This is a genomic window from Aeromicrobium halocynthiae, assembly GCF_039531385.1.
Classification (GTDB): domain Bacteria; phylum Actinomycetota; class Actinomycetes; order Propionibacteriales; family Nocardioidaceae; genus Aeromicrobium; species Aeromicrobium halocynthiae.
On record NZ_BAAAPY010000008.1, the window covers coordinates 14,776 to 27,123 of the forward strand.

Here is a 12,348-nt window from a genome sequence, read left to right on the forward strand (position 1 = left end):
ACCCGCGGGCCGACCGCCGGCATGCCCTAGGCTCGGTCCATGCAGCAATGGGAGTACCTGACCGCACCGGTCCTCGTCCACGCCACCAAGCAGATCCTCGACAACTTCGGGTCCGACGGGTGGGAGCTCGTGCAGATCGTCCCGGGGATGAACCCGGAGAACCTCGTCGCCTACTTCAAGCGGCCGGTCGCGTCGTGAGCGTCGCGGCGCGGCTCGCGGACCTCGGCCTCGCCGTGCCCGACGTCGTCGCGCCGGTGGCCGACTACGTGCCGGCCGTCCGCTCCGGACAGCACGTCTTCACCGCCGGGCAGCTGCCGTTGGTCGGCGGTGAGCTCCTCTTCGTCGGCAAGGTCGGCGGCGAGGTGTCGGCGGAGGAGGCGCAGGAGTGCGCTCGCCAGTGCGCGCTCAACGCCATCGCCGCGGTCGGGTCGGTCGCCGACCTCGACTCCGTGACACGGGTCGTCAAGGCCACGGTGTTCGTCGCGAGCACGCCGGACTTCTCCGGCCAGCCGGTCGTCGCCAACGGCGCCAGCGAGCTGCTCGGCTCCGCGTTCGGCGAGGCCGGGCGCCACGCGCGCAGTGCCGTCGGCGTGCCCGTCCTGCCCCTCGACGCCCCGGTCGAGGTCGAGATCGTCGTCGAGCTGGCCTGATGCGCATCCCGGTCCCGCCGTCCCTCGCCGAGAGCGCTGCAGCGCGGTCCGGCTCGCCGGTGACGCCTCGCGACGCCGCCACCATCGCACTGGTCCGTCCCGGAGCCGCGGGACCGCAGACGTACCTCCTCCGCCGCCAGCCGCGCATGGCCTTCGCCGCGGGACAGTACGTCTTCCCCGGCGGTGCCGTCCAGGAGTCCGACGCCGACGAGATCGGATGGGTCGGACCGGACGCCGCCACCTGGGCGCACCGGCTCGGCTGCACCCCCGAGATGGCGCGGGCGCTCGTCGTCGCCGCGGTGCGCGAGACGTTCGAGGAGTCCGGCATCCTGCTGGCCGGCCCGGACGCGCACGCCGTCGCCTCCGACGTGTCCCAGCCGTGGGCGCAGGACGCCCGGCTGGCGCTGGAGGCGGGCGCGCTGAGCCTGGCCGACCTCCTGGCCGAGCGTGGGCTGGTCCTGCGCGCCGACCTGCTGAGCGCGTGGGCCCACTGGATCACCCCGGCCTTCGAGCCGAAGCGCTACGACACCCGCTTCTTCGTCGCCGTCGCGCCCGAGGGACAGCGCGTCGGCTCCCTGCCCGGCGAGGCCGACCGCGCGCACTGGGTGGGACTCGCCGACGCCGTGCAGGCCGTCGAGGAGGGACGGGCCGCGATGCTGCCCCCGACCCTGGTGACGTGCCGCGAGCTCGCGACCGTCGAGGTCCACCGGCTCCACGACGTGGCGGCGGACCGCGTCATCGAACCGATCGAGCCCCGGCTGGTCGAGGTCGACGGGGAGCTGTTCCTGGAGAACCCGATCGAGGAGACCTGATGGAGACCGTCAGCGAGCGCGTCCGCCTCGTCCGCGCCGACAACCCCGGCATCATGACGCTGGACGGCACCAACACGTGGATCCTGCGCGAGCCCGGCGCCGTCCGCTCCGTCGTCGTCGACCCGGGCCCGGCGCAGGCCGAGCACCTCGACCGGGTGCGGGACGCGGCCGGTGAGATCGCCCTGGTGCTGTTCACCCACCGCCACGCCGACCACACCGAGGCCCTCGACGAGATCGCCGGTGTCCCGGCGCGTGCCACCGATCCGGAGTTCTGCCGTGACGGCGCCCCGCTCGCCGACGGCGAGGTCATCGACGTCGACGGGCTGCGCCTGGAGGTGGTGGCCACCCCCGGGCACACGCGCGACTCCACGTGCTTCCGACTCGTCGACGAGCCGACGCTGCTCAGCGGCGACACGATCCTCGGCCGCGGCACGACGGTCGTCGCCCACCCGGACGGCGTGCTCGGGCCCTACCTGGACTCCCTCGCCCGGATCCGCGAGCTCGTGGAGGAGGGGTGCGTCGAGCGCATCCTGCCCGGGCACGGACCCGTCGTCGAGCAGGCCCTGGCCGTCGTCGACGGCTACATCGACCACCGTCACGAGCGCCTGGACCAGGTCCGGGCCGCCCTGGCCGCCGGCGACACGACCGCGCGGCAGGTCGTCGAGCGGGTCTACGCCGACGTCGACCCCGTCCTGTGGGACGCCGCCGAGCTGAGCGTGCGCGCGCAGATCGAGCACCTGCGGTCCTGACGGACCGCCGCCGGGCTCAGCGAGCGCGGCGCTGGAGGCGCTCGAGGTCGAGGATCACGACGCTGCGGGGCTCCAGCCGCAGCCAGCCGCGCGAGGCGAAGTCGGCCAGCGCCTTGTTGACGGTCTCGCGAGAGGCGCCGACCAGCTGGGCGAGCTCCTCCTGGGTGAGGTCGTGGTTGACGTGCACGCCGTCGTCGGCCTTGCGGCCGAAGCGGGAGGCGAGGTCGAGCAGTGCCTTGGCGACACGGCCCGGGACGTCGGAGAAGACGAGGTCACCCACGACCTCGTTGGTGCGCCGCAGTCGACCGGCCAGCTGGTTCAGCAGGGCCATCGCGACGTCGGGGTGCTCGCGCAGGACGGGGCTCAGCGCCTCGTGGCCGAGGCTGCGGACGTCGACGTCGGTGACCGCCGTGGCCGTGGCCGAGCGCGGTCCGGGGTCGAAGAACGAGAGCTCGCCGAACATCTGGCTCGGGCCGAGGATCGCCAGCAGGTTCTCGCGGCCGTCGGGCGACGTGCGGCCCAGCTTGATCTTGCCGTCGGTGACGACGTAGAGCTGGTTGCCGTCGTCGCCCTCGTTGAACAGCACCTCGCCGCGGCGCAGCGTCAACGGGGTCATCGACGCGTCGAGCGCGCCGGCAGCTTCGTCGTCGAGGCCCGAGAACAGGGGCGCACGGCGCAGAACGTCGTCAGTCACAAGCATCCTTCGGGTTGTCAGATGAGTCACAGTCTGGACTACGGCGCACAAGATTTCCACACGCCGGGCCGTGGTCGGTGGCGCCACGTACGCTGTCCGCGTGTCGAGTCCTGGTCCGAGCGTGCCCGAGGGGGCGCCGGACCGTTCGCGGACCGCGCTCGTGCGACGCGCCCGACGCATCCACCGCGAGCTCGCCGCGGCCTACCCCGACGCGGGCTGCGAGCTCGACTTCTCCACCCCCTTCGAGCTGCTCGTGGCCACCGTCCTGTCGGCCCAGACCACCGACCGCCGTGTCAACGCCGTCACCCCGGTGCTGTTCGCACGCTGGCCCGACGCGCACACGCTCGCGGGGGCCGACCGCGCCGAGGTCGAGGAGGTGATCCGCTCCACGGGCTTCTTCCGCGCGAAGACCGCGTCCGTGCTCGGCCTGTCGGCCGCGCTCGTCGAACGGCACGACGGTGAGGTGCCCGGGCGCATGACCGAGCTCGTGAGGCTTCCCGGCGTGGGACGCAAGACCGCGAACGTCGTCCTCGGCAACGCGTTCGACGTGCCGGGGCTCACCGTCGACACCCACTTCGCCCGCCTCGTCGGCCGGTTCGCCTGGGTCGACGCTGCCACGCTGAAGGACCCGGTCCGCACCGAGCACGCCGTCGGCGCCCTGTTCGAGCGTCGGGACTGGACGATGCTGAGCCACCGCCTCATCTGGCACGGACGTCGGCGCTGCCACGCCCGGCGGCCCGCGTGCGGGGCCTGCCCCGTCGCGCACTGGTGCCCGGCCTTCGGCACGGGTCCCACCGACCCGGTCGTGGCCGAGCAGCTCGTCACCACGCAGGGGCGGGCGTGAGGGTGCGGCGGGCGACGCTCGGGCTCGTCGCGGTCCTGGCCCTCGTCGGGTGCGGTGCGGAGCCGGGCGGCCCACCCACGTTCGGTGGAGACCCCGCCGACGCCGGGGTCGATCTCGCCGACGCCGTGCAGAAGGCGCAGGACATGGGGCTGCGCGAGTGCCCGGAGCCGTCCAGCGCGACCCCCGACGGCCCCGACGCCCTGCCGGCGGTCGCCCTGCTGTGCCTGCAGGACGGCGAACCCACCAGCCTCGCTGCGATCGAGGGTCCCGCCGTGGTCAACCTCTGGGCCAGTTGGTGCGGTCCGTGCCGTGAGGAGCTGCCGCTCCTGGCCCGTCTCGACGAGGAGATCGGCGCGCAGGTGCAGGTCGTGGGCGTCGACTTCGCCGACCGGGCCCCGGAGGCGGCCCTGGAGCTGGCCGAGCGCAGCGGCGTCACCTACCCGCAGATGTTCGACCCCGACCAGACCCTGCGCGGTCCGCTCGGCGTGGTGGGCCTGCCGCAGACGGTCTTCGTCGACGCCGACGGACGCGTGGTGGCCACCGAGCGCACCCCGTATCGTTCGTACGACGACCTCGTCGCCGCCGTCGACCGCCACCTCGGAGTCCGCCCATGACCAGCACGACGTTGCCCGACTGGCTGCGTCCGCTCGCCGACCTCGCGGGCTCGGTCGAGGCCGAGCAGCTGGCTCCACGGTTCCCGCACCCGCCGGCCGACGCCCGACCCGCCGCGGTGCTGGTCTGCTTCGCCGACGGACCGTCGGGTGCCGAGCTCATCCTCACCGAGCGCGCGACCACCCTGCGCAACCACGCCGGCCAGATCTCCTTCCCCGGTGGCGCCAGCGACCCCGACGACGTCGACCCCGCCCACACCGCGCTGCGCGAGGCCCACGAGGAGGTCGGGCTGGAGCCGTCGGAGGTCGAGGTGTTCGGCACCCTGCCGCGCCTGTGGCTGCCGCCGAGCAACTTCGGCGTGACTCCCGTCCTCGCCTACTGGCAGGCCCCACGCCCTCTCGACGCGCGGTCGCCCCGCGAGGTCCGTCGGGTGATCCATCAACGTCTCGACGACCTCGTCGACCCCGACCGTCGGTTCACCGTCGTGCACCCCTCCGGCTGGCGTGGCCCGGCCTTCGACGTCGGCACCGAGGTGCCCCTGTGGGGCTTCACCGCCGGCGTGATCTCGCGCCTGTTCGACCGCGTCGGCTGGGCTCGTCCCTGGGACGAGGATCGCGTGCGCGACCTCCCGGAGCTGACGTGAACTCCCTCGACGTCGTGCTCGTCGTCATCGTCCTCGCCTACGCCGTCTCCGGCTACGTCCAGGGCTTCGTGGTGAACCTGATCGCCACGATCGGACTGCTGGTCGGTGCCGGCGGCGCGATCCTGCTCGTGCCGCGCCTGCTGGACAGCGGCTCGTCGGGATCGCTGCAGACCTCGCTGCTTGCCCTCGGGCTCGTCATCGGCGCCGCGGCGATCGGGCAGGCCGTCGGCACCTACCTCGGGACGGACCTGCGCGGCGGCATCCGGTCCGGCCCGGCCCGGCACGTCGACGCCGTCGGGGGAGGGGCGCTGAGCATCGTCACCGTGCTCGTCGCGACGTGGGCGCTGGGCTACTCGGTCAGCGGTACCTCCATCCCGTACCTGTCGTCCGCGGCCCGGCAGTCGGCCATCCTCGGCGAGGTCGACGCGATCATGCCCGAGCGGGCGTCCGGGGCGTTGCGCGCGTTCAACCGGACCCTGGACGCCAACCTCTTCCCGCGCTACATCGACCCGTTCACGCCGGAGCAGATCCAGGCCGTCGGTCCTCCCGACGACGTCATCCTCTCCGAGGCGGGGGTGCGCGAGGCCAGCCGCAGCGTCGTCAAGATCACCGGTCGAGCCGTGTGCGGGCGCGGCATCGAGGGCTCGGGCTTCGTCTACGGGCCCGGCCGGGTCATGACCAACGCCCACGTCGTCGCCGGCGTGCGCGAGCCGTTCGTCGACGTCGACGGTCGTGAGCTGCCGGGCCAGGTCGTCGTCTTCGACCCCGGTCTGGACATCGCCGTCATCGCCACCTCCGACCTCGGCGTGCCGGCCCTGGACTTCGACGAGTCCGGCGCTCCCGGGCAGTCCGCCGCCGTCCTCGGATTCCCGCTCAACGGCCCGTTCGACGCCCGCTCGGCGCGCATCCGCGAGCAGATGACGCTCCGCAGCCCCGACATCTACGATCGCGGGGAGGTGCTGCGCGAGACCTTCTCCATCCGCGGTCTCGTGCGCTCCGGCAACTCCGGCGGGCCCCTGGTCTCCACCGCCGGCGACGTGCTCGGTGTCATCTTCGCGGCCTCGATCTCCGACAGTGCCACCGGCTACGCGGTGACGGCCGCCGCCGCGGCCGACAACGCCGCGGAAGGGCTGCGCTCGAGCCGACCGGTCGACACCGGAGGGTGCGCATGATCCGCGCGTTCGTCGCGCTGCTGGCCGGTCTCGTCGCCCTCGTCGCGCTGGCGGTGACGCTGCCGGTGGCCTGGGTCGCGGTCAACGTCAGCGATCGTGACGGCTACGTGGCGTTCACCGCGCCCTTCGCGCAGGACGAGGAGCTGCGCACGGCGCTGCGCGAGGGTGTGGCCGAGACGGTCGTCTCGGAGGCGAACCTCGGCTTCGGCGAGCAGGCCCTGCGCGACGTCGCCCTGGTCGCGATCGACCGGGTCCTGGAGGACCCGGGCTTCCCCGAGGCGTGGGAGCGCACGCAGGAGGTCTCCCACGACGCCACCTTCGCCGACGCCGACCAGCAGCGCATCGTGCTCGACATCGCCCCCGTCGTCGAGCTGGTCGTGGCGCCGGTGGGCGACCAGGTCGGCGCTCAGCTCCCCACGCCCGACTCGGTGATCGTGCCGGTCACCACCGAGGCCGAGCCGGCGACGATCGCCGCCGTCGCCGGTGCGCCGTCACGGGCACTGCTCGGTGCCGCGGTCCTCGCCGGTGCCTCGCTGCTGTGCTGGGTGGTCGCGCGGCGCACGTCCACGGCGCTCGGGCTCTGGGGTGTCGGCGTCGCGGCCGTCTCCGGCGCGCTCATGCTGGCCACCGGCCGTGCGGTCCCGGCCCTGCTGGAGGCCCGCCCGGCCGACACCGAGCTCGCCACCACGATGCGGGACCTTCTCGTCGCGCGGGCCACGGCGTCCTTCGACGACTGGCTCCTGCTGGCCGTGGCCGTCGGTGCCGCTGCCGCACTCGTCGGCCTCGGCGCGCGCGTCGTCGCCCGCTGATCCCGCTGGTCGCAGGGTCGGGTCAGCGCACCTCGACCGGCGGGTCGATGCGTGCGGACGAGCGCGCCGTGGGCGACTCGCCCTTGAGGGCCGTGGGCAGCTGCTTGGCGGTGCGGATCGTCTCGCGCGGTGCGCGGACCCTCTGGATCAGCTTCCACCCGATGAGCACCAGGACCGCGGCGAGCACGACGTACGCGCCGGCGACGATCAGGTAGCTCCACGCGAGGTGCAGTCCCGTCATGGAGATCAGGTGGGCGAGACCGGCGGAGGCGAAGATGATGACCAGCAGGCCGAGGAAGGCGGCCACGACGAACATGGCCGCGCCGATGCCGCCGACCTTGGCACTGGTGACGACCTCCCGCTTCGCGAGATCGACCTGGTGCTGGACGATGACGTTGAGGTCGCGCGTGATGTCCGCGACGATCTTGCCGATGGTCGGGTCGTCGGGCTGCTCGGTCATGACGTCGACTCTATCCCGATGCGGCCGGGTCGCCTCCGGGGCGACCCGACCGCGTCGTCGAGGACGACGGAACTCAGTCCTCGTCGCTCTTGGCGTCCTGCATGCCGGCCGTGATGAGGTCCATGACGCCGGAGTCGGCCAGCGTCGTGGCGTCGCCGACCTCGCGGTTCTCGGCGACGTCGCGCAGCAGCCGGCGCATGATCTTGCCCGAGCGGGTCTTCGGCAGCTCGGGCACGACGAGGATCTGACGGGGCTTGGCGATCGGGCCGATCTCCTTGGCGACGTGCTGGCGCAGCTCGGCGACGAGCTCGTCGCCGGAGGCGCCGTCGGCGGCGGACTCCCGCAGGATGACGAAGGCGCACACCGCCTGGCCCGTCGTCTCGTCGGCGGCGCCCACGACCGCCGCCTCGGCGACGGACGGGTGGGACACGAGCGCGGACTCGATCTCGGTGGTCGACAGGCGGTGCCCGGAGACGTTCATGACGTCGTCGACACGGCCGAGGAGCCAGATGTCGCCGTCGTCGTCCTTCTTGGCGCCGTCGCCGGCGAAGTAGTAGCCCTGCGCCTCGAACCGCGACCAGTAGGTCTCCTTGAAGCGGTCGTCGTCGCCCCAGATGGTGCGCAGCATCGACGGCCACGGCTCGGTGATCACGAGGTAGCCGCCCTCGCCGTCACCGACCGGGTTGCCGGCGTCGTCGACCACCTCCGCGCTGATGCCGGGGAACGGCACCTGCGCCGACCCCGGCTTGGCGGTGGTGACGCCGGGCAGCGGCGTGATCATGTGGGCTCCGGTCTCGGTCTGCCACCAGGTGTCGACGATCGGGGTGCGACCGCCGCCGATGTTCTCGCGGTACCAGACGTAGGCCTCGGGGTTGATGGACTCCCCCACGGTGCCGAGGATGCGCAGGCTGGACAGGTCGTGCTCGGCGGGGATCTGCTCGCCCCACTTCATGCACGTGCGGATGGCGGTGGGCGCGGTGTAGAAGAGCGTGACCTTCTTGTCCGCGACGATCTCCCACCAGCGTCCCTTGTGCGGGGTGTCGGGCGTGCCCTCGTAGAGCACCTGCGTGGCGCCTGCGGCCGTCGGCCCGTAGGTGATGTAGGAGTGGCCGGTGATCCAGCCGACGTCGGCGGTGCACCAGTAGACGTCGGACTCCTTGTGGTCGAACGTCGCCCAGAACGTGTAGGCGGTCTGCGCGAGGTAGCCCGCCGACGTGTGCAGGATCCCCTTCGGCTTGCCCGTCGTGCCCGAGGTGTACATGACGAACAGCGGGTGCTCGGCGTCGAACATCTCGGGGGTGTGGTCGGCCGAGGCGGAGTCGACGACGTCGTGCCACCACACGTCGCGACCCTCGGTGAGCGCGGTGTCCTCGCCGGTGCGGCGCACGACCAGCACGTTCTCGACGGGGGAGGAGTCGCCGAGCTTCGCGAGCGCCTCGTCCACGGCCGGCTTGAGGGCCGACGGGTTGCCGCGGCGGTACCCGCCGTCGGCGGTGATGACGAGCTTGGCCTCGCAGTCCTCGACCCGGCTCGCGAGCGCATCGGAGGAGAACCCGCCGAACACGACGGTGTGGACCGCGCCGACGCGGGCGCAGGCCAGCATTGCGACGACAGCCTCCGGGATCATCGGCATGTAGATCGCGACCCGGTCACCGGCCTGGACGCCCAGCGCCTCGATCGCGTTCGCGGCCTTGGACACCTCGTCCTTGAGGTCGGCGTAGGTGAGGTCGCGGGTGTCGCCGGGCTCGCCGACGAAGTGGATCGCGACCCGGTCGCCGTGCCCGGCGTCGACGTGCCGATCGACGCAGTTGTGCGCGACGTTCAGGGTCCCGCCGACGAACCACTTCGCGAACGGCGGGTTCGACCAGTCGAGGACCTCGGTGAACGGGGTGCCCCAGTCGAGACGTCGACCCTGCTCGCCCCAGAAGGCCAACCGGTCCTCGCTCGCGGCGCGATAGGTCTGCTCGGTGGCGTTCGCGGTCGCGGCGAGGTCGGCGGGCGGCTCGAACCGACGCTCCTCGCTGGACAGGTTGCTGATTCCCTGGTCACTCATCAGGTGGTCTCTCCTCGGTGGGCTCGGGCTCGGGTCGTGCAGGGGGTCGACGGTCACGATCGTGCGGGTCGGGTTGCGGCGTCGTTGCCATGGTCGACGCTATGCCCTCCGGGCACCTGTGCGCCACGTCACAGCGGCGGGGCCTCGGTCGGCGGTGCTCGGCCGTCGGTGAACGGTCGTCGCACTCGCCCGCTCAGCGGTGGGGCGCCGCCGGACGCTCGGGGGTGTGCAGGCGGGCGAAGGCCGCGTCGACGGCGACCGGCAGCGAACGGGGCGTCGCGAGGGAGACGCCGACCATGAGGGCGAAGGCGAGCGGCACGCTCCACAGGGCCGGCTGGGCGACGAGCAGTCCGGTCCACCCGGTCGGTGCCAGCGCGATCGTGACGAGCGGGGCGGTGCCGGCCGTCACGCCCCCTCCGACGAGGCCGGCGAGGGCGCCGGCCCTGGTCAGCCGCGACCACCAGATCCCGAGGACGAGCAGTGGGCAGAACGTCGACGCCGCCAGGGCGAAGGCGAACGTCACCGACATCGCGATCGAGACCTCGCTGCCGTAGAGGGCGAGCGCGATCGGCGGCACGACGCAGCCCGCGGCCGCGACCCGCACCGCGGCGACGCCGACGAGCCGGCCCTCGAACCAGCGCCGACGCTCGATGGCCTGCCCGACGACGCCGGCGATCGCCATCGTGAGGCCCGACGACGTCGACAGGAAGGCCGCGAACGCCCCGGCGAGCAGCAGGGCGGCCAGCAGCTCGGCTCCGGTGCCGAGCATCCGGCCGGGCAGCTCCAGCACGACCGTCTCGGCGAGCTCGCCGGTGGCGAGGTCGGGTGCGTAGACGCGGCCGAGCGCACCGTAGGCCGTGGGCAGGAGGTAGAAGATGCCCAGCAGGCCGAGGACGATCAGCGTCGTCCGACGGGCCGCGGCGCCGTCGCGGTTGGTGTAGAACCTGACCACCACGTGCGGGAGTCCCATCGTGCCGAGGCACGTGGCGACGAGGATCGCGTAGGCGGTGTACAGGCGGGCTCCGCCGAGGTCGGCTGCCGGGAGCGCCCACTCGGCCGCGTCGAGCGGGCCTGGCGAGCCGTCGGCCCGCCAGGCGATCACGAGGAAGACCAGTGGCACCAGCAGGGCGGTGAGCTTGAGCCAGTACTGGAACGCCTGCACCAGGGTCACCGAGCGCATGCCACCGGAGGCGACGAGAGCGGCGACGACGGTCGCGACGACGAGCACCCCGGCCCAGGCCGGGGCGCCCGTGACCGCCTGCAGCGTCAGCCCGGCGCCGCGGAACTGCGGCATGAGGTACAGCCAGCCCACCGCCACGACCAGCACGGTCGAGACCTGCCGCACGGCCGTCGACTGCATCCGCCAGCCGGCGAAGTCGGGGATCGTGTAGGCGCCGGAGCGACGCAGGGGAGCCGCGACCACCACGAGCAGCAGCAGGTAGCCGGTGGTCCAGCCGATCGGGTACCAGAGCATGTCGGCCCCACCGAGCAGCACCAGTCCGGCGACGCCGAGGAAGGATGCCGCCGAGAGGTACTCCCCGCCGATCGCGGAGGCGTTGAGCCACGGGCTGACGCTGCGGGAGGCGACGTAGAAGTCGCTCGTCGTGCGGCTCCAGCGCATCGCGAGGGCGCCGATGAGCACCGTCGCCACCGTCACGGTGCCGATCGCGAGGACTCCCGTGGTGGTGCTCATCGCGCCTCGGGCCCGCGCGGGTCGGTCGGTGACTCCATGAGCGCGGCGAAGGTGCGCTCGTTGCGCTCGGTGCGCGCGACGTTGGCCCGGCCGAGCAGCCACACCCACGGGTAGACGCCGACGCCGAGCGCGAGCCAGACCAGCGGGACCGGTCCGACGTGCCAGGACCGCAGGGCGAGGTCGGTCCAGAAGATGATGGGCAGCAGGCCGATCGAGACCGCTGCCAGCACCACGGTGCCGACGGCCGCTCGCCGCTGCGCGCGCATCAGGGATCGCACGTACACCGCACCCACCGTCGAGGACTCCTCGATCTCCTGGGCCGCGCTGCGCCGCTGGTGGGCCGGCGCGTGGGCGAGCGGGCTGGTGATCCGGACCCGACCGGTGGGCCGCTCAGGCGCGGTCATGGATGAGCTCGCGCAGGTCGCGGTGCAGGCGCCGGGCGACGTCGACCTCGAGCACGCCGTCGCCGTCGGGCAGGACGAGCGTGGTGCGCCCCCCGCGCTGACGGACCTCGCGCACGTGGTGCAGCGCGACGACGTGACTGCGATGGACGCGGACGAACCCGTGCTCGGCCCACTCGTCGGCGACCTGGCTCAGCGTCGTGCGCACCAGGTGCGCTCCACCGTCGAGGGTGTGCAGGCGGACGTAGTCGCCCTGGGCCTCGACGTCGGTGACGGTCGACCGCTGCACGAACCGGGTGACGCCGGCGAGCTCGATCCGGATGCGCTCGTCCGGGTTCGGTGCGGGAGCCTCGGGCTGGGCGAGCGCCCGGCGCACCGCCTCGCGCACCCGCTCCTCGCGCAACGGCTTCAGGAGGTAGTCGACGGCGTTCATCTCGAACGCCTCCACGGCGTGCTCGTCGTGGGCGGTCACGAACACCACCAGCGGTCGTCTCTCGAAGCGCCGCACGAGCCTCGCGATCTCCACCCCGCTGAGGCCGGGCATGGCGATGTCGAGGAAGACGAGGTCGATCTCGGCCTCCTCGAGGATGCGCAGCGCCTTCGTGCCGGAGGTGGTGGAGCGCACGACGTCGACGGAGGGGTCGCGCGACAGCAGCCAGACCAGCTCGTCGAGGACGGGCTGCTCGTCGTCGACCACCAGGACCCTGAGGCGGGGCCCGGCGGGCGCTGGGGTGCTCACGCGGTGATCCTAGGCCC

15 protein-coding genes are annotated in these 12,348 nt (G+C 73.0%); 9 read left to right on the forward strand and 6 right to left on the reverse strand.

Annotated features, from left to right (window positions below; all coding sequences use genetic code 11):
• The first annotated feature begins 39 nt into the window (after window positions 1-39).
• The 4 genes from sp36 to ABD213_RS11265 are packed head-to-tail and all read left to right on the forward strand — an operon-like array spanning window position 40 to window position 2,211.
• The gene (gene sp36, locus ABD213_RS11250) at window positions 40-198 is read left to right on the forward strand and encodes a Sp36 family protein (protein ID WP_344328370.1); all 159 of its coding nucleotides are present in this window, start codon (window positions 40-42) and stop codon (window positions 196-198) included.
• On the forward strand, window positions 195-650 hold the full coding sequence (locus ABD213_RS11255) for a RidA family protein (protein WP_344328374.1): 456 nt from the start codon (window positions 195-197) through the stop codon (window positions 648-650). Before sp36 ends, ABD213_RS11255 begins: the two co-directional genes overlap by 4 nt.
• Window positions 650-1,462, forward strand: coding sequence for an NUDIX hydrolase (locus ABD213_RS11260; RefSeq protein WP_344328377.1), 813 nt, complete (start codon window positions 650-652; stop codon window positions 1,460-1,462). The genes ABD213_RS11255 and ABD213_RS11260 overlap by 1 nt, the downstream gene beginning before the upstream one ends.
• The gene (locus ABD213_RS11265) at window positions 1,462-2,211 is read left to right on the forward strand and encodes an MBL fold metallo-hydrolase (RefSeq protein ID WP_344328381.1); all 750 of its coding nucleotides are present in this window, start codon (window positions 1,462-1,464) and stop codon (window positions 2,209-2,211) included. The genes ABD213_RS11260 and ABD213_RS11265 overlap by 1 nt, the downstream gene beginning before the upstream one ends.
• A 16-nt stretch (window positions 2,212-2,227) precedes the next feature.
• Here ABD213_RS11265 and ABD213_RS11270 read toward each other — a convergent pair whose 3' ends face one another.
• Window positions 2,228-2,905, reverse strand: a complete 678-nt coding sequence (locus ABD213_RS11270) for a Crp/Fnr family transcriptional regulator (RefSeq protein ID WP_425546056.1) — start codon at window positions 2,903-2,905, stop codon at window positions 2,228-2,230.
• A 100-nt stretch (window positions 2,906-3,005) separates the two neighbouring features.
• On the opposite strand from ABD213_RS11270, the gene nth reads away from it, so the two are divergent.
• Genes nth through ABD213_RS11295 form a run of 5 tightly spaced genes read left to right on the forward strand, consistent with a single transcriptional unit; the run spans window position 3,006 to window position 6,985 of the window.
• Window positions 3,006-3,749 carry an endonuclease III gene (gene nth / locus ABD213_RS11275; protein WP_344328388.1) on the forward strand — a complete coding sequence of 248 codons (744 nt, stop codon included), beginning with the start codon at window positions 3,006-3,008 and terminating at the stop codon, window positions 3,747-3,749.
• A complete protein-coding gene (locus tag ABD213_RS11280; RefSeq protein ID WP_344328392.1) occupies window positions 3,746-4,363 on the forward strand; it encodes a TlpA family protein disulfide reductase in 618 nt (205 codons plus the stop codon). The genes nth and ABD213_RS11280 overlap by 4 nt, the downstream gene beginning before the upstream one ends.
• Entirely contained in the window at window positions 4,360-5,004 is a 645-nt protein-coding gene (locus tag ABD213_RS11285) for an NUDIX hydrolase (protein WP_344328395.1), read from the forward strand. The genes ABD213_RS11280 and ABD213_RS11285 overlap by 4 nt, the downstream gene beginning before the upstream one ends.
• Window positions 5,001-6,176 (forward strand): MarP family serine protease, encoded by a 1,176-nt coding sequence (locus tag ABD213_RS11290; protein ID WP_344328397.1) that lies wholly within the window; start codon window positions 5,001-5,003, stop codon window positions 6,174-6,176. Before ABD213_RS11285 ends, ABD213_RS11290 begins: the two co-directional genes overlap by 4 nt.
• Window positions 6,173-6,985, forward strand: coding sequence for a hypothetical protein (locus ABD213_RS11295; protein ID WP_344328402.1), 813 nt, complete (start codon window positions 6,173-6,175; stop codon window positions 6,983-6,985). Before ABD213_RS11290 ends, ABD213_RS11295 begins: the two co-directional genes overlap by 4 nt.
• Window positions 6,986-7,007: 22 nt before the next feature.
• Here the strand turns inward: ABD213_RS11295 and ABD213_RS11300 are convergent, their stop codons facing one another.
• From ABD213_RS11300 to ABD213_RS11320, 5 genes are all read right to left on the reverse strand, one after another.
• Window positions 7,008-7,445 carry a phage holin family protein gene (locus ABD213_RS11300; protein WP_344328407.1) on the reverse strand — a complete coding sequence of 146 codons (438 nt, stop codon included), beginning with the start codon at window positions 7,443-7,445 and terminating at the stop codon, window positions 7,008-7,010.
• Window positions 7,446-7,518: 73 nt separating this feature from the next.
• Window positions 7,519-9,498, reverse strand: a complete 1,980-nt coding sequence (acs, locus tag ABD213_RS11305) for an acetate--CoA ligase (RefSeq protein WP_344328410.1) — start codon at window positions 9,496-9,498, stop codon at window positions 7,519-7,521.
• 193 nt (window positions 9,499-9,691) lie between these two features.
• Window positions 9,692-11,191 (reverse strand): sodium/solute symporter, encoded by a 1,500-nt coding sequence (locus ABD213_RS11310; RefSeq protein ID WP_344328413.1) that lies wholly within the window; start codon window positions 11,189-11,191, stop codon window positions 9,692-9,694.
• The gene (locus ABD213_RS11315) at window positions 11,188-11,595 is read right to left on the reverse strand and encodes a hypothetical protein (protein WP_344328416.1); all 408 of its coding nucleotides are present in this window, start codon (window positions 11,593-11,595) and stop codon (window positions 11,188-11,190) included. Before ABD213_RS11315 ends, ABD213_RS11310 begins: the two co-directional genes overlap by 4 nt.
• Complete coding sequence (locus ABD213_RS11320) at window positions 11,582-12,331, reverse strand: LytR/AlgR family response regulator transcription factor (RefSeq protein ID WP_344328420.1); 750 nt, start codon at window positions 12,329-12,331, stop codon at window positions 11,582-11,584. Before ABD213_RS11320 ends, ABD213_RS11315 begins: the two co-directional genes overlap by 14 nt.
• Window positions 12,332-12,348: the final 17 nt, after the last annotated feature.